At 44.3% G+C, this 17,741-nt stretch carries 19 protein-coding genes; 16 read left to right on the forward strand and 3 right to left on the reverse strand.

The window, feature by feature from the left end; genetic code table 11:
- Nucleotides 1-931 precede the first annotated feature (931 nt).
- The 3 genes from ACLGGO_RS31395 to ACLGGO_RS31405 all read left to right on the forward strand — a co-directional run bounded on the left by ACLGGO_RS31395 (nt 932) and on the right by ACLGGO_RS31405 (nt 2,676).
- Nucleotides 932-1,486: a Uma2 family endonuclease gene (locus ACLGGO_RS31395; RefSeq protein ID WP_446422242.1), complete on the forward strand. Its 555-nt coding sequence runs from the start codon at nt 932-934 to the stop codon at nt 1,484-1,486.
- 33 nt (nt 1,487-1,519) lie between these two features.
- Nucleotides 1,520-1,795 carry a CRISPR-associated endonuclease Cas2 gene (gene cas2, locus ACLGGO_RS31400; RefSeq protein ID WP_446422243.1) on the forward strand — a complete coding sequence of 92 codons (276 nt, stop codon included), beginning with the start codon at nt 1,520-1,522 and terminating at the stop codon, nt 1,793-1,795.
- 704 nt (nt 1,796-2,499) lie between these two features.
- Entirely contained in the window at nt 2,500-2,676 is a 177-nt protein-coding gene (locus ACLGGO_RS31405) for a hypothetical protein (RefSeq protein ID WP_446422244.1), read from the forward strand.
- A 415-nt stretch (nt 2,677-3,091) separates the two neighbouring features.
- On the opposite strand, the gene ACLGGO_RS31410 is transcribed toward ACLGGO_RS31405, so the two are convergent.
- Together ACLGGO_RS31410 and ACLGGO_RS31415 are read right to left on the reverse strand one after the other, a co-directional pair.
- Entirely contained in the window at nt 3,092-3,619 is a 528-nt protein-coding gene (locus ACLGGO_RS31410) for a hypothetical protein (protein ID WP_446422245.1), read from the reverse strand.
- Between the two features lie 20 nt (nt 3,620-3,639).
- Nucleotides 3,640-4,086 carry a Tse2 family ADP-ribosyltransferase toxin gene (locus ACLGGO_RS31415; RefSeq protein WP_446422246.1) on the reverse strand — a complete coding sequence of 149 codons (447 nt, stop codon included), beginning with the start codon at nt 4,084-4,086 and terminating at the stop codon, nt 3,640-3,642.
- Nucleotides 4,087-4,436: 350 nt separating this feature from the next.
- Between ACLGGO_RS31415 and ACLGGO_RS31420 the strand changes: the two genes are divergently transcribed.
- The 11 genes from ACLGGO_RS31420 to ACLGGO_RS31470 all read left to right on the forward strand — a co-directional run bounded on the left by ACLGGO_RS31420 (nt 4,437) and on the right by ACLGGO_RS31470 (nt 14,712).
- Nucleotides 4,437-4,784, forward strand: coding sequence for an NYN domain-containing protein (locus ACLGGO_RS31420; RefSeq protein ID WP_446422247.1), 348 nt, complete (start codon nt 4,437-4,439; stop codon nt 4,782-4,784).
- The gene (locus ACLGGO_RS31425; RefSeq protein WP_446422248.1) at nt 4,750-5,196 is read left to right on the forward strand and encodes a hypothetical protein; all 447 of its coding nucleotides are present in this window, start codon (nt 4,750-4,752) and stop codon (nt 5,194-5,196) included. Before ACLGGO_RS31420 ends, ACLGGO_RS31425 begins: the two co-directional genes overlap by 35 nt.
- Nucleotides 5,197-5,382: 186 nt before the next feature.
- Nucleotides 5,383-5,697 (forward strand): hypothetical protein, encoded by a 315-nt coding sequence (locus ACLGGO_RS31430; protein ID WP_446422249.1) that lies wholly within the window; start codon nt 5,383-5,385, stop codon nt 5,695-5,697.
- 8 nt (nt 5,698-5,705) lie between these two features.
- On the forward strand, nt 5,706-6,254 hold the full coding sequence (locus tag ACLGGO_RS31435; RefSeq protein ID WP_446422250.1) for a hypothetical protein: 549 nt from the start codon (nt 5,706-5,708) through the stop codon (nt 6,252-6,254).
- 332 nt (nt 6,255-6,586) lie between these two features.
- Entirely contained in the window at nt 6,587-7,942 is a 1,356-nt protein-coding gene (locus tag ACLGGO_RS31440) for a HesA/MoeB/ThiF family protein (RefSeq protein WP_446422251.1), read from the forward strand.
- A 227-nt stretch (nt 7,943-8,169) separates the two neighbouring features.
- A complete protein-coding gene (locus tag ACLGGO_RS31445; RefSeq protein WP_446422252.1) occupies nt 8,170-9,915 on the forward strand; it encodes a Cas10/Cmr2 second palm domain-containing protein in 1,746 nt (581 codons plus the stop codon).
- Nucleotides 9,916-9,935: 20 nt separating this feature from the next.
- On the forward strand, nt 9,936-10,982 hold the full coding sequence (locus tag ACLGGO_RS31450) for a type III-B CRISPR module-associated Cmr3 family protein (protein ID WP_446422260.1): 1,047 nt from the start codon (nt 9,936-9,938) through the stop codon (nt 10,980-10,982).
- Between the two features lie 34 nt (nt 10,983-11,016).
- On the forward strand, nt 11,017-11,913 hold the full coding sequence (locus ACLGGO_RS31455) for an RAMP superfamily CRISPR-associated protein (protein WP_446422253.1): 897 nt from the start codon (nt 11,017-11,019) through the stop codon (nt 11,911-11,913).
- A 4-nt stretch (nt 11,914-11,917) separates the two neighbouring features.
- Complete coding sequence (locus ACLGGO_RS31460) at nt 11,918-12,394, forward strand: hypothetical protein (RefSeq protein WP_446422254.1); 477 nt, start codon at nt 11,918-11,920, stop codon at nt 12,392-12,394.
- A 199-nt stretch (nt 12,395-12,593) separates the two neighbouring features.
- Nucleotides 12,594-14,297 (forward strand): hypothetical protein, encoded by a 1,704-nt coding sequence (locus ACLGGO_RS31465; protein ID WP_446422255.1) that lies wholly within the window; start codon nt 12,594-12,596, stop codon nt 14,295-14,297.
- 151 nt (nt 14,298-14,448) lie between these two features.
- Entirely contained in the window at nt 14,449-14,712 is a 264-nt protein-coding gene (locus tag ACLGGO_RS31470) for a hypothetical protein (protein ID WP_446422256.1), read from the forward strand.
- A 338-nt stretch (nt 14,713-15,050) separates the two neighbouring features.
- Here ACLGGO_RS31470 and ACLGGO_RS31475 read toward each other — a convergent pair whose 3' ends face one another.
- Complete coding sequence (locus ACLGGO_RS31475) at nt 15,051-15,671, reverse strand: hypothetical protein (RefSeq protein WP_446422257.1); 621 nt, start codon at nt 15,669-15,671, stop codon at nt 15,051-15,053.
- Nucleotides 15,672-16,607: 936 nt separating this feature from the next.
- Between ACLGGO_RS31475 and ACLGGO_RS31480 the strand changes: the two genes are divergently transcribed.
- Entirely contained in the window at nt 16,608-17,186 is a 579-nt protein-coding gene (locus ACLGGO_RS31480) for an NUDIX domain-containing protein (protein WP_446422258.1), read from the forward strand.
- Between the two features lie 171 nt (nt 17,187-17,357).
- Nucleotides 17,358-17,579 (forward strand): hypothetical protein, encoded by a 222-nt coding sequence (locus tag ACLGGO_RS31485; protein ID WP_446422259.1) that lies wholly within the window; start codon nt 17,358-17,360, stop codon nt 17,577-17,579.
- The last annotated feature ends 162 nt before the right edge of the window (nt 17,580-17,741 follow it).

Raw genomic sequence — 17,741 nt, forward strand, 5'->3', positions numbered from 1 at the left:
AGGAGCTAACTGAGGTCAAATCGCTGTCTACCAAGGCTTTTAGAGTTTGCGATCGCTCTTTGTGTGAGAAATGCGGGAGAAGCGCCCCAACCTCCGCCAAAGTATTATGTTATCTAGGTTTGAGGGGAATTTTCAGTTCTTCATCTACACACCTCGGCAAATAGCTGAAACCCTATATTTTTCGTTGAGGTGTGTCGATGGCTTACAGGGACAGGGTTTGAGGTATGTGTTGGAGTCAATTTTGGGCAGGATGTGTTAGACTTTTTGGAGGTGTGTCGATTCGGCGGCTGAAACCCTTACGGGGTAAGGGCTGCTAGACGAACTCCCTACCGATTGGGTTAAATCGGATTAGTTGGAAACATTCTAAGTTAAAAAACAACCTTTATTGTTTTGTTGTCCCTACCGATTGGGTTAAATCGGATTAGTTGGAAACATTGACTGAGGTTATGTAATCAGACCGGGCTATGAGTTCGCCCTACCGATTGGGTTAAATCGGATTAGTTGGAAACCCTCCTTATAATAATGATTGGGAACCTTGAAACATATTAACCCTACCGATTGGGTTAAATCGGATTAGTTGGAAACTTTCCATTATCCCAGGCTGGGTTAATGAAAATGTCTTCCCTACCGATTGGGTTAAATCGGATTAGTTGGAAGGGTGGGTCATCCCACCCTTTTGCTTTAGCCGTGCCACATTCACCCAACCCAAATGACAATTAAAGAAAACCCCTTTTCCATCCTGGAGTTAAAAATAGTCAAAAGTTACCTAAGCTGTTCGGCATTTAAACCTTAATGTCAATAATGGTGAAATCCTTGTAGTGCGAGCATCTTGCTCGCTACTAATACCCAATTTAAATGCATGACAGCTTATGGGAGAATAGGATTTGAGCCCTACAATAGACTCAATGAGAGCTACCCAAAGACAAAATCCATGATTGCTGTCCCACATTACATCAGTCCTAAAGACTATCTCGACATCGAACACCAAAACCAGATTCGGCATGAATATCGGCGTGGCTTAGTCTATGCTATGGCTGGTGGTACAGATAATCACGATCGTCTTGCTCTGAACCTTCTAACCCTGATTAACTTACATTTAGGTGACTCAGAATGCCGATTTCACTCCGGTAATGTGAAAGTTAACTACCAGGATGAGTTTTATTACTATCCTGATGCGTTTGTCACCTGTGATCCACGCGATCGCGATAACCGCTACATCAAGCGATATCCCAAACTAATTGCTGAAGTCCTCTCACCCAGCACACAAGCCTTCGACTTGAGCGAAAAATTTGATGACTATCGACAGATTGAATCTTTAAAGGAATATGTCTTAATTTTTCAAGAAAGTCAGCGCATAGAATGCCGTCGTCGCACCTCGGCGAATACCTGGGAAACGGTTATTTATGGAGCAGGCGATCGCGTTTCACTCAAAAGTATTGACCTGGAATTTGCGATTGCCCAACTGTATCGCGGTCTTGATGGCTAGGAAAAGTTATTTGCGTTCCCCTTTATCAGTACAATGTTAGTGGTTGTTGTGTATGATATTCCTAATGATAAAAGGCGGACGAAGTTGTCCAATTTTCTAGAAGGATATGGGCGACGAGTTCAATTTTCTGTGTTTGAATGTTTTTTGAGTTTGGAGCAGATGCGCCAGCTTTATGAAAAGGTGAAAAAGTTAGTCAAGCCTGCGGAGGATGATGTGCGATTTTACTGGATATCTCAGGAAGCGGTGTCAAGGGTGTTGGTGATTGGAGGAGAAGCGCCCCAACCCCCGCCCAAGTATTATGTTATCTAGGTTTGAGGGGTTTTTGAGGGGGATGGTCAAATGTTCATCGACGCATCTCGGCAAATCGCCCAAACCCTATATTTTTCGTGGAGATGCGTCGATGCTTTACAGAGAGAGGGTTTGAGGTATGTGTTGGAGTCAATTTTTTGGAGGAAGTGTTAGACTTTTAAGAGATGCGTCGATTCGGCGGCTGAAACCCTTACTGGGTAAGAGCTGCTAGACGAACTCCCTACCGATTGGGTCAAATCGGATTAGTTGGAAACGTGTATTCAGTGTAGCTTTGTTGATAATTACTAAATACCCTACCGATTGGGTCAAATCGGATTAGTTGGAAACGATTTAATCAAAGTTTGGTAAAAATCGTACCGTAAGACCCTACCGATTGGGTCAAATCGGATTAGTTGGAAACCACATTCACCGAATAGGGCAGAAGAACAATCAACCCCCTACCGATTGGGTTAAATCGGATTAGTTGGAAACCCTCTGCATTAGCACGAATGCCAGTGAAAACAAGCCCTACCGATTGGGTTAAATCGGATTAGTTGGAAGGGTGGGATTACCCACCCTTTTTCTTTAGCCATGCCACATTCACCCAACCCAAATGACAAATAAAGAAAACCCCTTTTCCATCCTGGAGTTAAAAATAAGCCTAGGTAGCTTTTTAATTAGATGGCATAATGTACCACGAATTCTTTTTAATCCAGCAATCCAACATGGAAAAAGTGATTGAAATTCTTCCTCACTATTCTGGGACGTATTTAGGAAATAGCTCTTGGCTTCCTAGCGTCAGGATATTAAAATTCCCCAGTAAAGAAGTCTCTGAACTCTTCGCCACAAAACTCCTTGAACTGGGAATCATTAGTATTGGGCAATACAATGGCAAAATGTAGTAGCGTGGCATGACCCAGCTAATTTGGTGCAATAGATTTGGTTCGTAGTGGCAAAGGTGCGTTACGCTACGCTCTCCCCACCCTACACATAGAGGCTTTGCGTAAGTCCTCCTAACTTATATCATGTCCGGACCCATCACCCAGGATAAAAATTTCTGGAGCGTCTGGAGCGTCATACCAAGTTGCAGTCTAATGTAGAATCTGTCATGCTGAGCAAAACGCAGTGAAACGGAGTGACGCGAAGCATCTGTCCAGATTCTAAAGCTCGTTCCGACGCTCGTTCCTCGCTACCGCTTCGCTAACGCTATCGCTTCGCGTCACGCTTCGCTCAGAATGACATGATAGAACGCAACTTGGTATCAGTCATAATTATGGCTATTTAAGCGGACACGATATCATTTAGGTTGGGTAAAGTTCACCCCACCATCAACAATGCGTTCAGCTTGTTCTTCAACTCTGAGGATGCCATCAGCGGCTTATAAATTTCACCTTCATAGGGTTTCCAGACATATCCCGGACTGAATGGTCGAAAATCTGGAGACAATTCCATCGCTTCCCCCATCCTTTGAGCCAAAACCAGTCCCGGAAAAGCCGAAGTAGAAGAAGATTCTAGCAATTCTGTGTAAGTTCTAAACTCATCCACTTCCACACCCACCAAGGCATAACGAAACGCTGGAGCCGACTGTAAACGCTGATACAGCAGAATACCGAGTTCCGTCATCAGATAAGCACTTTCTGGTGTATCGATGCCAACCTCACTGATACAACTTGGAGAAACTCGACACCACCAGTTCTCTTCGATATCTTGAAAAATGCCAACACAACATTGGGACTGGCTACCATTGGAGAGAACCCAGGAAACTTGGTCAAAATGGTGGGAAAATTCCTCGGCGACAGCTTGTTGCGCCCCACATTCAGCCGATAAGCTAAATATCCATGCCATTGCTATTCTCCTGCTCTCGTTTAAACTTTTTGCCAATCGTTCTGGGTACTTGCCAGTGCCGCTTCGTACTTCTCCAACAGCATTGTAGCCTTTGGCAGAATGCTAACGTGGGTGGCGCTATCTTGGACAGCTTCAAGCACTTCAGTAATTTGGCAATCATCAATTTGCCAAAGAGGGTCTTTTCCCGTTCCTCCAAACATTGTCGGTTTGCGGAATGCTGGCAAACCTTCAATTGAAAGCGAGACAGACATTCCTTTGGTATTTCTGATGGCTACAGCTACAGGCTCACCCAACAAAGGATTGCGTTCTGCTTCTGGTCGCAGGAATCCTTGTTCATCCAACCAATCTCTAGGCATTTGTTCAACATCAATATCAATGCCAGGTCTGACTCCCAATAACCGAGCGCTACGTCCCACTTTGGGTTTACCGTTTTCTTCTGCCATGCCTCGATAGTAGAGTTTTGCCATCAGCCTTCCATCAGCAAGAGCGCGATTACCGCATTAATCATAATACCAAGCTGCACTCAACGATAAAGGTTAAAGCAAACAGTGAGGGGGTAGCAGGTAGGTGGGTGGGAATGTATCCCTAACCTAAAACCTAAGACCGAAAATGACACACATTTAAATTGAGAAGGGGTAGCGAGCTTGCTGGCTCGCATTACAACGGTTTTGCAGTTGTTGACATTAAGGTTTAAATTCTGATCCCCATTCCCCATTCCCCGTTCCCTATTCCCCATTCCCTTCTTCTTAAAGAAAACCCCTCTTCCAGCCATAGGTTTTAATACGAGTAACAAACAAGCAAAGGATGCCAAACATCTATGGAAACAAATCGTCGGGTACTCATTCTTGCCGATAGTGACAATACCTTCCTAGCCGCACAAAGCTTTAACCGCAGGCTGGACTGGCAAAAAGTCCGCGACTACCTCGCTAACCCCAGAGAAGGTCGAGAACTAATTGAAATGGTCATTTACGTCGGATTACCTCCAGCCAGGGAGCGGTTTGAAGAACAACGTAAAACCAAAGAAAAATTCATCTATTGGGCAAAAAGCAACGGCTTCTTAGTCGTACAAAAAGAAGGCAAAACCAAAGGCGATGACTACGAAACCAACATTGATATCGTCATGGCAATGGATGCCATCCATACAAGCCATGAATCTATTATCTAATTACCTTGCCACCTATCGCCCGATTTTTTCTAAACTGACCTCAATTCATCCCCGGAAAATGATGCAGACTTTCAATGGTAAATTAATCGCCGAAGAAATATCCGAGTTCGATAAACTCCAGCAAAAAATTGAACATCTCACTCAACAGTTTGAACAATTGGAACAACAGATGACAGCGATGAGTGAAAAAGACAAAACAGACTATCTTCGACAGATGGGTTCCGTTCAACTGTCTTTACAAAAACTAGAACGACTTTATAGCCGCATTCTATCGACAACAATTTTAGCGGCTATTGGTCTAGCCAGTTGGTCGGTTTTCTTAGGATTTAATTATGACCAATTTCCAGCAAAACAGGTCAATTCTCCAGTAGAGAGTGTCTTAACTAAACCCGGAATAGGGAACAGGGAATAAGGAATAGGGAATAGGGAATAGGGAATAGGGAATAGGGAATAGGGAATAGGGAAAGAACTAGCCCCGACGATAAAGGATACAAGTTCCTTAATTTATAGCATTTCTCTGACTTGTGATGTACACAAATTTTCTTACCTGTTGCCCGTTCCCCTTTCCCTGTTCCCTTTTCAAATCAAGGAGATGGCAATGAAAGCAATTTTCCAGCGCATCCAAAAATGGCGATTATCTCAATTAGATGAATCGCAACCTGTTAATGAAGAATACATTAACTCAACTAAAGTTAACCCAATCAAGGAGCCGACAATGAGAGCAGTTATTAACGGTAAATTAGTCGATTTACCCAATGGCGCAACCGTTGAAGACTTGAGAACGAACTTCCCAGAAATTGGCAATGATGATGTCATGGAAGAGGGATTTGGCGGCACTAAACCCCTCAAAGAAAACGAAGCCCTGAAAGAAGGCTCTAAAGTTTGGACAGTTCCCAAAATAGTAAAAGGATAAAGGAAAAAATGACAGTTACAATTAATCCCGGTGAAACTAATTTTCAACCCAGTACGAGACTCTTAGCTGAACTCAAACTCTTGGAGAAAGTGGCAAAGACGGTACTCGTTGGTAGCAAAACCATTGGTGGCGTTCAATATACCGCACTCCTGATCAAAGGAATGCCCTTATCCTCTCGAAAATTCCGAGTTTCTAACACAGATGTCTTGTTCCTACTTCCCCCCGATTACCCGCGTCTTCCGCCAATTGGCTGCTATCTTAACTACCCGTGGAATACAGTAGGACAGGGCGACCATCACTTCACTCACCAAAGTTATTATGGCGCACCGTTTTTAAGTGAAGAAGGCTGGTATTGGTACTGCGTTGGACTAGGGGGTGGATTTAATCGAGACCGATGGCTGAATGCTTGGCGTCCTAGTCGCCAACCTGAACAAGGACATAATTTGGCGACTTTATTTGTCACCGCACGCCACGCGATTAATACCGTTGAAAGGGAGTCAGGAGCCAGAATACATAAGCCACCCGATGACCCGCCAGGGATTCAAATCCCTGGCTAATAGCTAAAGTCCTCTTAAGAGGACTAAATAGGGGAAAGCTGTCGGGAGTATGACGCGAATTTTCAGTCCATTTCAATGGACTTGAGCTATGAGCCGTGGAATTAATTCCACGGCGGATGAATGGACTGATGCAAGATGTTACCGAACCTAAAACTTTCGCCCCTCTGAACCCTAACTGATGAAACACACTTCATTCCTAAGTAGTCGAACAAAAAAACAGCACGCTCATTAAGTGCAAGTAAATCGCCCTCTTTCCTCTTACTGTTCCCTATTCCCTAATCTCAACCGTTCACGCTAATTGTGTCCACCTACTTAGCTTTCCTGAAAAACTTATGAACCATTCAAAAAAATCACCCCAAATGTCCCTGCACATCCCACCCAAAATGTGGCATCAATTTTACCGCGCTATGCTCGATGCTCGCACCACGAATGAGGAAGTGATTGGCTTTTTATTCTGCAAACGTCATCAGGTATCCAAACACCAAATTAGATATCTGCCTCAAGCGTGGGTTGTCCCCTCTGCCGATTGTTACGAACGCCAATCAGCCAGTGGATTAGTGATTAAACAAGACTTTCACTACTACTTAATCGAGACGTTTCTGGCAAAAGAAAAACTCGATGTGGTTCATATTCATACCCATGCTGAATCAGGCAAACCCGAATTTTCTAGCGTGGATGACCATTATGAATCAGAATATGCTCGGTTTCTTTCATCTCACTTCCCCAAAAAGCCGCGTTTAATCTCTGGAGTGTTTGACGAAACCTTACAACAGTCTCAATTCCGCATCTGGGACAGAAAAGGACAGTCATTTGAGCCGATTAACTGTTCTCAATCCTGGTTTGAACTCACCCCAGATGTTAATATTCCCCATCAGACAGACTTAATGTTTGCCCGTCAACAGGTTTTTGGTGAACAGGTGCAAAACCAACTGGGTGAACTTACCGTTGCTTTAATCGGCTGTGGGGGTATTGGGGCAATTTTTGCCGAACTGCTGGGGCGTTTAGGGGTGAAAAAATGGGTATTCATTGACCCAGATCAAATCGAAGCCGTGAACCTGAATCGCCTCCCGGCTGCGACTCAGGATATGGCAAGTCAGCAGTGGTACAAAGTCCACTATGTCAAGCACCTAATTAAACGCATTTATGCCACGGGTTCTCACGTCAAAGCTATCCCAGCATCGATTACCGATGAAACCGCGAAACGGGAAGTCGCGGCGGCTGATTTGATTGTCGTCGCCACGGATAACCATTCCTCCCGGCAAGTTGCCCAGGAGTTAGCCTTAGACTATATGCGTCCCCTAGTCTGTCTGGGAACTCACATCGACATCAAACGCGATCGCACTCCGCGAATGTATTGTCGCATCACCGTGCCGCCGATTGGGGGTGGGTGGTGTTTGATGTGTGGCAATATCATTAACTTGCATCGTGCGGCTTTAGAGTCTGCTGCTGACGAGATTCATCATCTGGCTAATCGAGTCGGGTATGTAGAAGGCATCAGTGATCCAGCGGTATTTTGGTTAAATAGCCTGTGTGCGAGTACGGGAGTTGGGGTTATCCACGGTCTTGTCAGTGGTTTTGTGGATGCCGATAATGGACTTGACTGGATTTATGAATTTCCAGGGTCGAATTGGCATAAGACGAATCCTGAGTATTTGGGGAGTTGTGGTTGCTATTTTTGCGGGGATTGAGACGTTTTGTCTGTCGAGTCCTCAAATTGCCAGGAGTGTCAGTCTTTGGAAAAGGGGTCTTCCAGTTACCTGTATACTGTTGGCATCAGCAATCAAAACGTGCAAACGGCAATGTTGCACCTCCAACTTCAACTTAAGGCTGGTGGGCATTGCCCACCCTACGATACTACGATACTGTTCCCTAATCTCAACCGTTAAATGAAAGTCCACCTACAGAGGACTGGTTTATGCACACAAACTGTTACACCGTGATTACTTTTGCTCCCGTGCAGGGTTTCATTGAGAAATCGCTTAAACTGCGGGATTTATACGGCAGTTCTTTTATCCTTTCTTATTTAGCTTGTGCAATTTGTTATGCGGCTGAAAAACAGGATGACTGTCAAGTTGTCTCTCCAGCCTTAATCAATGTGACTCAAGGCACTCCCAACCAAATTATTATTGCCGGGAATTTTCCTGAAAATATAGCTGAAGCGGCTTTTAATCAGGCTTGGAAAACAGTTGTAGAAACCTGTCGTCAATATATCGAGCAAACCTTAAACACCTTTACTTATACCTGGCAACGGGAATGGAATGCTTGGTCAAATCATGCCTGGGAGTTTTTTTGGACGCAAAGTACCGAGGAAGAATTAAGTCAGATTCAAGCCAAAGCAGAGGAAGAATTGAGGCAAGCCAAAGCAACTGGAATTACGCCAGAAAAGGTTACCCTAATTACTCATGCTCGCCGTAAACTGAATCAAATTAAAACTCAACGAAATTGGACAGCCATTAACTGGCAAGGAGAAAGTTCAACGCTATCGGGAACGGGAGCGATCGCCTACCCTCGGATGACCGATGAAACCCATCCCCTTCACTCTAGCATAGCTAAACAAACCCAGGATATTAATCAATTTTACCACCAACTGAGCCAGAACTTAGGAGAATCCATTCTCGATCCTTCCGAACGCTTAAGTATTCCGGAACTGATTAAACGGTTAATCACCTTAGATGCCATTGCTAATCAATTTATTTTTGAAAAAGATCTGCCGAGTATTGAAATCCCCCAAAGCTTTGTTGACTTAAACCGATTTGACAATAAATTATGGGCAGGATACTTTCAAGGAGACGGGGATAAAATTGGTGAGTATCTGCGCCAGTTAAAAGAAAAAGGGGAAGATGAAGCCAACTCTCTCCACACCTTTAGCCAAGCGATGATGGAATGGGGCAAAAATCTCAAGTATCATTTACCCCCGACTCAAGCAGAGCGAGTCAAACGGCGGAATTTAGATGCTGATGGACGGATTATTTATGCCGGAGGGGATGATTTTCTCGGTGTTCTCTACCGAAGTCCCGATCAAAATCAACCGAAATTAACACCTCAAGACTGCCTCAATTGGTTTTATCAATTCCCCCAAATTTGGCAACAACATAAACAAAAGATTACCGTGAGTGTCGGCTTAGTTTGGGCAGCCCCTGGCGTCCCCCAACGAGATGTGCTACAACACTGTCGAGAAGCAGAAAAATCAGCCAAAAGTAAGGGACGCGATCGCCTCGCTATTCGGATTCTATTTAATAGTGGCAATTACCTGGAATGGGTTTGTCCTTGGTGGTGTTTGCAACAATTTCTAGAAAGCTATCAAGACAGAGAGGGAGATACCTTAGTTTCGCTGAAACAAAAGCCAAAGGGGAATAATAAAACCCCCAACTGGACACATTTTTATAATGATGTTGCTACGCTAGAATCGCGCCATGCTTTTCAGGGTCAAACTCAAATTGCCCTGGGCTTGTTTGAGCTTTACTTTAACTGCCAAAATCGCCAGTGTTTAGAAACTCATCTGTGGGATACCTCGGATACTGATAATCAACCGAGAACGGGGATTTTAGGGAATCAACCCGATGCCCAAGAAAAGCAAAACATTAAGGCATTAAACAACTGGGTGATTAACTTGGCTAAAGTTGGCTTTCATTTGTCCTCCTCAGGAACCGAGAATTCTTAACTCTACCAACTTAGATGATGATGTTTAGTCACTTAATTATTATCCAACCGCTTGGTTTTCTCTATGGCAGTGCAGGTCCCTTTCTTTCCCCCGATAACCTAGTGGGGCGTTCTGGAAATAGCTTTCCGCCTAGTGCAGCAACAGTATCGGGATTATATGCGGCTAAATATAGTCAACCTGGAACTAATAAAAGAGGGGAAACAACCCAACGATTAGACTTACCCGATTTAACCCTAGCTGGACCCTTTTGGGCGGGTACTGAGAATCCCCAAAACTTCTATGTTCCCACTCCCTTTAATTATTTAGCTGAAATGAATCCCCCGCAAGAAGAGGAGAAAATTCGTCAAGGGGAAATCATCGAAAAATTAACCTGGAACAGCGAAACCCAACAATGGCACCCCCTCAAACCCGGTAAATTTGAGACGAAAACGTGGCTACCGATTAACGAATGGGAGAAAGCGGAAACTGTTTCTGAAACGCCTTGGCAATATTTACCTCATTTACACCCACGTCTAGAAACCGAACAACGTCGAGTTGATGCCAATTCTGAACAGGGAAGTTTGTTTTTGGAGAATTCAATTCAAATGCATCCCGACACCTGTTTAGTGTATTTAACCAATACTCCCATTGATGAAGGGTGGTATCGGTTTGGTGGTGAAGGACATTTAGTCGAGGTAAACTGTCAGCCAATTACCGATAAAACCCTGTTAGATTTATTGGGAAAACCTGTGGGAAATAATTTTGCCCTAATTACGCCTGCGGTGTGGGGTTCCAATCGCTTTTCTTACCGATTTCCCACTATTAGGAAAGAAGAGGACTGGATAACAGCACCGGAATGGGAAAATGCCCAAATTTTCACCGAACGTCCTCGTCCTTTTCGCTATCGCTTAGGGGGAACAGGTGACACTAAACGCCTCGCTAGGGGACGTTATGCAGTGCCGGCGGGAACGGTTTATGTGTTGGAAAAAGAGATTCCCCACCCTTGGTTTAACTGGGATAAATCTTGGTTTCCTGATGAGGGGTATTCCTATAAACGTTGGGGATGTGGATTAGCGTTACCTATGTAATAGTTTTGGATTTAAATCTTTTGGAGAATTAACCATGTACAAGAAAGCTTACGGCATTATAGAAACCCAAGCCCCCCTTCATGTGGGAGCAAGTGCAGGGGAAGAAACGGGAAATTTGAATTTGATTTTTCGCGATCAATTTACCCAAACCGGGATAATTCCAGGCAGTTCAATTCGGGGACGATTTCGGGCAGATATGCGGAATCCTTCGACAGACAACGGCACCGAATCCCGCCAGGGTGATGTGGCAATTTGGTATGGTCATGAAGCTGTTCCTGACCAAAAAGATGGCGGTACAACTGAAGCCTTAGTCAAGTTTGAATATGCCACTTTAGTTTGGTTGCCTGTATTTTGTCCAGGACAACCGATTGTCTGGGTTAGCTGCCCATCCCTGCTGAAACGTTATAAAAAAATTGCTGAAATTAACGCCAAAGTTCCCGAACCTTACACGGCTGATCCGGAGTTAAAAGCCCGTGTTGTCCCCGGAACCACTGAAAAAGTGTTATTCTTTAACCTGGGTTTTTTAGGAATTGAACACCAGGAAAGTTTAGCGGATTGGATACCCGTGGGAGCAGATTTGCAGGTTAAGCAATTGGTTGTGGTTGATGACAATGATATCGCCCTATTGCATGACATGGCACTGTATCGACAAAGCCGGATTAAGATGCTAGATGACATGAAGAAAGTGGATACTAAAACGGGGGCATTTTTTAATGTGGAAGCTTTACCCGTGGGGAGTATTTTAGTGTTTCCGGTGGCATTAAAACAACTGGGATGGAAACCTTTTGGCGAACCAGAAGCGAATAAGGCTTATTCCCAAGAACTTTATTTTGGTGGGTTGGAATCGATTGGATTTGGTCGCTGTAATGTGACTCTAGCAGGGGAAGCATTTTCCCAGCAGAAAACTGAGACTGAAAAACAGGAGGTTTAAGCCAATGGCTTGGAAATACTATAGTTTAGTAGAAAATGGGCGGGAGTTTCACAGTTTAGACCAAATTGCTCAAACATTGGTATTAGAAGCCAGACAACGCGATCGCAAATCCTTAAATCAATCGTTTAAGATGCGGGAAGCGGTGGCGTATGGGTTAGAGCGATTTTGGGGAGAACATTTGCGCTTGCAGGGAAGATCGAAGAGAAACGGTGATGAATTTGACTGTAAAGGTCAATATTGGAAAGCGACTTGGGATGCTTTAGTTCGGATTATGCAACCAGGAGGGATAGAAATTCCCAATGATTCGGTTGATTTGAGACATCCTAACACGGTGAAAGCGATGGCGGGGAAATTATGGTCAATTACTGTCGAAGATCAGCGAATTATCTTAGCCGTACTGACTCAATTATGCGACGCGATCGTCTGGTGGACACAGCGGTATAAGGGACCCGGTGATTTGCCTAGTGATGAAGAGAATTAAGTCATTCGTCATTCGTCATTCGTTATTTAGTCGGGGCGGGTTTAGTCATATCCAGGTGAAAGCGAAGCGTTAAAAGTAAAACCCGCCCCTACCAAAGACGTTCCATCTCCCCCATTCCCCGTTCCCCGTTCCCCGTTCCCTGTTCCCTAATCTCAACTGTTCCCCATTCCCTTTAACCATTTTTTAAGGAGAATTCAACATGGTTAATATTCCCAATGCTGGCAACTTAGTGCCGTTAATGTTTCAAGCGCAAGTAAAAGGGCGATCGCAACTTCAATACATCGATCAAAATGCTGAGGTACAAGACTCCCAACGATGGGCGTCTGAGTGGACGCAAGAAGTCTATCCCCACCCGCCTGATTTAGGGAAAACTGTTGCAGCTAGAACCTATAAAATGCAATGGCGGTTTGTCACCAATGGCGGACAATTTGAGGGAATTATTTTCCCGGCGCTGGGTGCGTTTGGGTTGCCCTTTTATCCCGGTAGCAGCATGAAAGGATTGTTTTGTCAAGCTTGTACCTCAGAACAAAAGCAACGCTACCGCTTGACTAAAAATAGCGATGAACCGAGTTTATTGCGCTTTCATGGCGGTTATCCGGTGAATGATTGGAAACAAAATTTAGTCGATATTGTTCACCCCCAGCAGAAATGGCAGGTGCAGACTCATAACACGGGTCAAAAACCAAGTAATGAGACAGGATTTGCTTTAATTTCCCTGTCGGAACCCGCGATTCAATTTGGTATTTCTAGCCAGTTACCGGATACCGATTGGGAAGAAGTTTGGGCAATTTGGGAACAGGCGTTAGGGTATGGAATTGGCTGTCGCACCAGTAGTGGGTATGGATTACCCAAAGTGCGATTAACGGAGTCAGGAGAGGAGGATTATCCGATTCCGATTCAAGGGGAACAACTGTACAAGGCATTTTTGAAAGGAGAAGGGCAGGCACCTCAATTAATTGGTGGGGAAAAGGAATTTCGTCCTAATCTGTTTCGAGGGAGTTTACGGGGACACGCCTTGCGAATTTTTGGCGGGTTAACGGATAATAAGACAGCGGAGAAGTTAGTCGAAAATTTGTTTGGGGGAGTGAACGATGGCGGAACGCAGGGGTTATTAACCTGTGCGTTTAAAACATCGGCTTTAAACCTGGGTACATTTACCGATGGGTATGGTGAACCCACCTATGAAGTGGCTGGGGAGTTACGTTGGTTATTAATGTCGCCTCGCCAATTGGATGAAATCAAGCAGCAAACCTTGAAAAAACTGTTGCAAGCCTTCATGCGGTTTGCTTTGCTATTTGGCGGGTTTGGCAAGTCGTGGCGACGGGCAGATCATCGACTATTTTATGAAGAGTATTATAATCGTAGAAAACCCCTGATCGGGTGTCATTGGCAATGGGACGAAAAGTCATTAACTTATGGGGCTAAGGTTTCCCGTTTAAATCAAGTTGGGCGGTTTATTAATCAGGTAAGGCAAATTGCTTCAGAATGGATGCAGTTGCAGGGAATAGAACCCGATGAAAGGAATCATGCCAACTGGCGGGAAGCATGGCATCCGGATTGTGTGGAAGTATGGGGACGATTGGCGGAGGGTGCAGAAGATTCTGTGGCGCTGAAGTGGTTGCACGAACCTTATCAAAAAGAGAATCACCGATTCAGGGAAGCTGAAAAGAGTATTAGGCAAAGTTCGGTGACGGGGCAAATTAGTCAAGTGGGAAGACTATGGCATCGGATGTATCCGGTGGTGAAGTTGGTGGATAATCCCAAGAATCCAGGGAAGAAGAAACCTAGGAGTACGCCTAATTATTTGGAACTGCTGACGATTTTCCCGGATGATTCAGATAAGTGTAATGATTTTTTGGATTTCCTTGATACTGAACCTGAAGGGTTTCGGCGGCTTTGGTGAAGTCAAACAGCACTCGAATCCCGTCAATGTATTATGGGTTCTAGGTTTGAGGGGAATTTTCAGATGTTCATCGACGCATCTCGGCAAATCGCTGAAACCCTATATTTTTCGTTGAGTGGTGTCGATGGCTTACAGGGTAAGGGTTTGCGGTATGTGTTGGAGTCAATTTTTGGCAGGATATGTTAGACTTTTTGGAGATGCGTCGATTCGGCTGCTGAAACCCTTACTGGGTAAGGGCTGTCAGACGAACTCCCTACCGATTGGGTCAAATCGGATTAGTTGGAAACTAACTTCTGTAGTAGTAGGTTTTACCAAGATACGCACCCTACCGATTGGGTCAAATCGGATTAGTTGGAAACTGGATCGTAGCAATAGTGTCATCAATTCCTGTCTGCATCCCTACCGACTGGGTTAAATCGGATTAGTGGAAAATATTAGCTCCCCAGATAATCAGCAATCCGGGGAGTTTCACGTAAGTAAACTACCGTCAGCGCTTTACTCACCCAAAAATTCCCAAAACTAATACAGTAAACTCTTTACCCCCAGACCATCGGCAATCTAGAGCGCCAGTCCAGAAATCAAAATCGATACTATAATCTCCCAAAAACCGTAACAAAAACTACACAATCTCCCATTTAGTAGAGACGTTCCGGCGGAACGTCTCTACTAAATCCCCCTTAAAAAGGGGGACTTTGATCGACTGTACTTTATTACAGCGCCAAGCGCTGTAACTGTTGAAAGAGGGATATCTGGTTAAGCAGCAACTAGCTCATTGAGTTGTGATTCACATTCTTTGAAAACATAGTTTACAGCAGCAAAGAGTCGGTCTAGCTGATAGATTGTATAAGGTTGTATAGTTTTAGTTAGTTTATCATTTTCTAACTTGCCAAATTCCCATTTTTCACCATTGGAGACAATTCCAAATACAGTTATAGGCAGTTCATCATTCAACTTTTGCGCTGCCACCATTTCGGCAAGGCACTGCGCCCACCCTTCAGCAAACTTATCTTGTTTTGCTTCAACTAATAGAAAATAAGGCTTGTCAAATACGACCTTCCCTAGTGGGGAGCGTTTCGCCAAAATATACTCAGGAAACCCAGAAAGATTCTGATCATAGATTAAGGATTTATGTCCCCACAAAACAAAGTTCCTCCGATAGCATTTCCACACTTCCTTAAGGATTGGATAAATTAGATTCTCACAAATCGAAAATTCTGAAGCGTTGGGGACTCCATCCTGCATAACGGTTTGTAAGTCTTCACTGAAGTAATCAGGGATACTAAACTCAATCTCTTCCATGAAATTAGCTTCAGTGTAGGTGATTTGAAATTCTTTGAGAACTGAACTGATATCTTTATAATTGCTGAAAGCCATCTTGACCTCTTAAGATAATTTAGCGGTTGATTTTGTATTGCCTGGTGTTAGGTAGCTTGCTTTGTCGGTTGTTCAGGTATTTTATCATTGAGATGTTCGATTAATTTTTGACCATTGAATCGGGCGCAAGTCTTTGCGCCCCTACGGTTTCGCGGCTAATGCTTAATTCATCAAATAAGGTGTGCCACGCCACTACTGGACTGACACAGCTAAAATTGTGGAATAGATTTGACGTTTAACCCTTCGACTTCGCTTAGGGTTAAACTGGGCGCAAGTCCTTGCGCCCCTACAATTCTAATCCACCAATTAAGGTGTGCCACGCCACTACAAGCATTACTCAAATCCAGTCAAAGTATTATGGTATCTAGGTTTGAGGGCAATTTTCAGATGTTCATCGACGCATCTCGGCAAATCGCTGAAACCCTATATTTTTCGTTGAGATGCGTCGATGCTTTACTGGGAGAGGGTTTGAGGTATGTGTTGGAGTCAATTTTGGGGAGGAAATGTTACACTTTTAAGAGATGCGTCGATTCGGCGGACTTCGGCGTGAGCGCTCAGTCGAACGCTGAAACCCTTATGGGGTAAGGGCTGTCAGACGAACTCCCTACCGATTGGGTTAAATCGGATTAGTTGGAAACATTGTAGTCTAAGATGTTTCCATTGTGGTTTTTTCGTCCCTACCGATTGGGTTAAATCGGATTAGTTGGAAACCTTACTCCGTCTAACAATTGTAGTGTAGCTCCAAAGGGGTCCCTACCGATTGGGTTAAATCGGATTAGTTGGAAACGGTAGGTGGGCAATGCCCACCCTACGTAGAGCTACCGATTGGGTTAAAATTCCCTATTCCCTATTCCCTGTTCCCTATTTCAGTTGGAAGCCCCCTTTTCTAACAAGCAGATAGCTTAGAAGAAATCCTGATTGTGGCGGGGATAGGCTATGAACTTAGATCTCGACTGGTTGCGACTCGGATACAAATGGGTTTTTAACCAGAAGTATCGCCTCCATTTAACCGGATTTCGTCCAGAGGTTATCTGTATCATTCAATCGACTGATCTAGAAAAGAAATATCTGTTAGTGCAGCCGTTTCAGGATCAGTCTATCTGGATGCCTCCCCAAGAAGGACTGCATCTAGAAGATACTCCCAAAACCGCTTCAATGCGTTGCTTGAAGACAGAATTGGGACTAACCGAATTGCAAATTCAATTTCGACGTAGTATTTGGTTAGGCAAGCGTTTATTCCCGGAATATCGCCGAGACGAACGTGACTTAATCTACTCTATGCGCGGGTGGGTAGACAAAAATAGAATGATAGGAAAAGCTTATTTTGCCGCACTTATCATTGCTGATAGTAAAGCGATAATTCAGCCGAACTTAGCAGAAATCTATCAGTATCAGTGGATGAATACCCGTGAATTGCTCCAGCAAATTAAAACCAATCCCCCAGACAAGCAGAAAATTCTGCGCCAAGCTTGGATAAAATTAGTCGTTAGGGTGGGCTACAAATCTCTGAGGTGAGGAGACTAGGAGAGCGATCGCTACTTTACCCGAAACCTGAAACGCTGTCTGATTGGGGATTTTACGGGTTTTGATAGGGAGTGCGATACGTGAGAGTAGTTCTATCGGACACGAAAAAAGCTTTCCGCACACGAAGAGCGATCGTGGTAATTTTAAGGAGGTTGACGGCGATTGAATCAACTAATCGACACCACTTACCAAATAGCTGAAACCCTATATTTCCCGTTGAGTGGTGTCGATGGCTTACTGGGAGAGGGTTTGAGGTGTGTGTTTTGTTCAATTTTTGGGAGGGTAGGTTATAATTTCAGCAGTGGTGTCGATTCAGCGGCTGAAACCCTTACTGGGCAAAGGCTGTCAGACGAACTCCCTACCGATTGGGTCAAATCGGATTAGTTGGAAAACATTAGCTCCCCAGATAATCAGTAATCCGGGGATCTTCACATATCTGGGGGATACAAGAATATCAGGAAGTGCAATCCCCGCATTTCTCACAAACTAATTTGAGAAGCTAATTTGAAGGGGAAAAGTAGAAGTTTTCATGCGCAGAATAGAAAA

It is taken from the genome of Coleofasciculus sp., from assembly GCF_046565525.1.
Lineage (GTDB): Bacteria > Cyanobacteriota > Cyanobacteriia > Cyanobacteriales > Coleofasciculaceae > Coleofasciculus.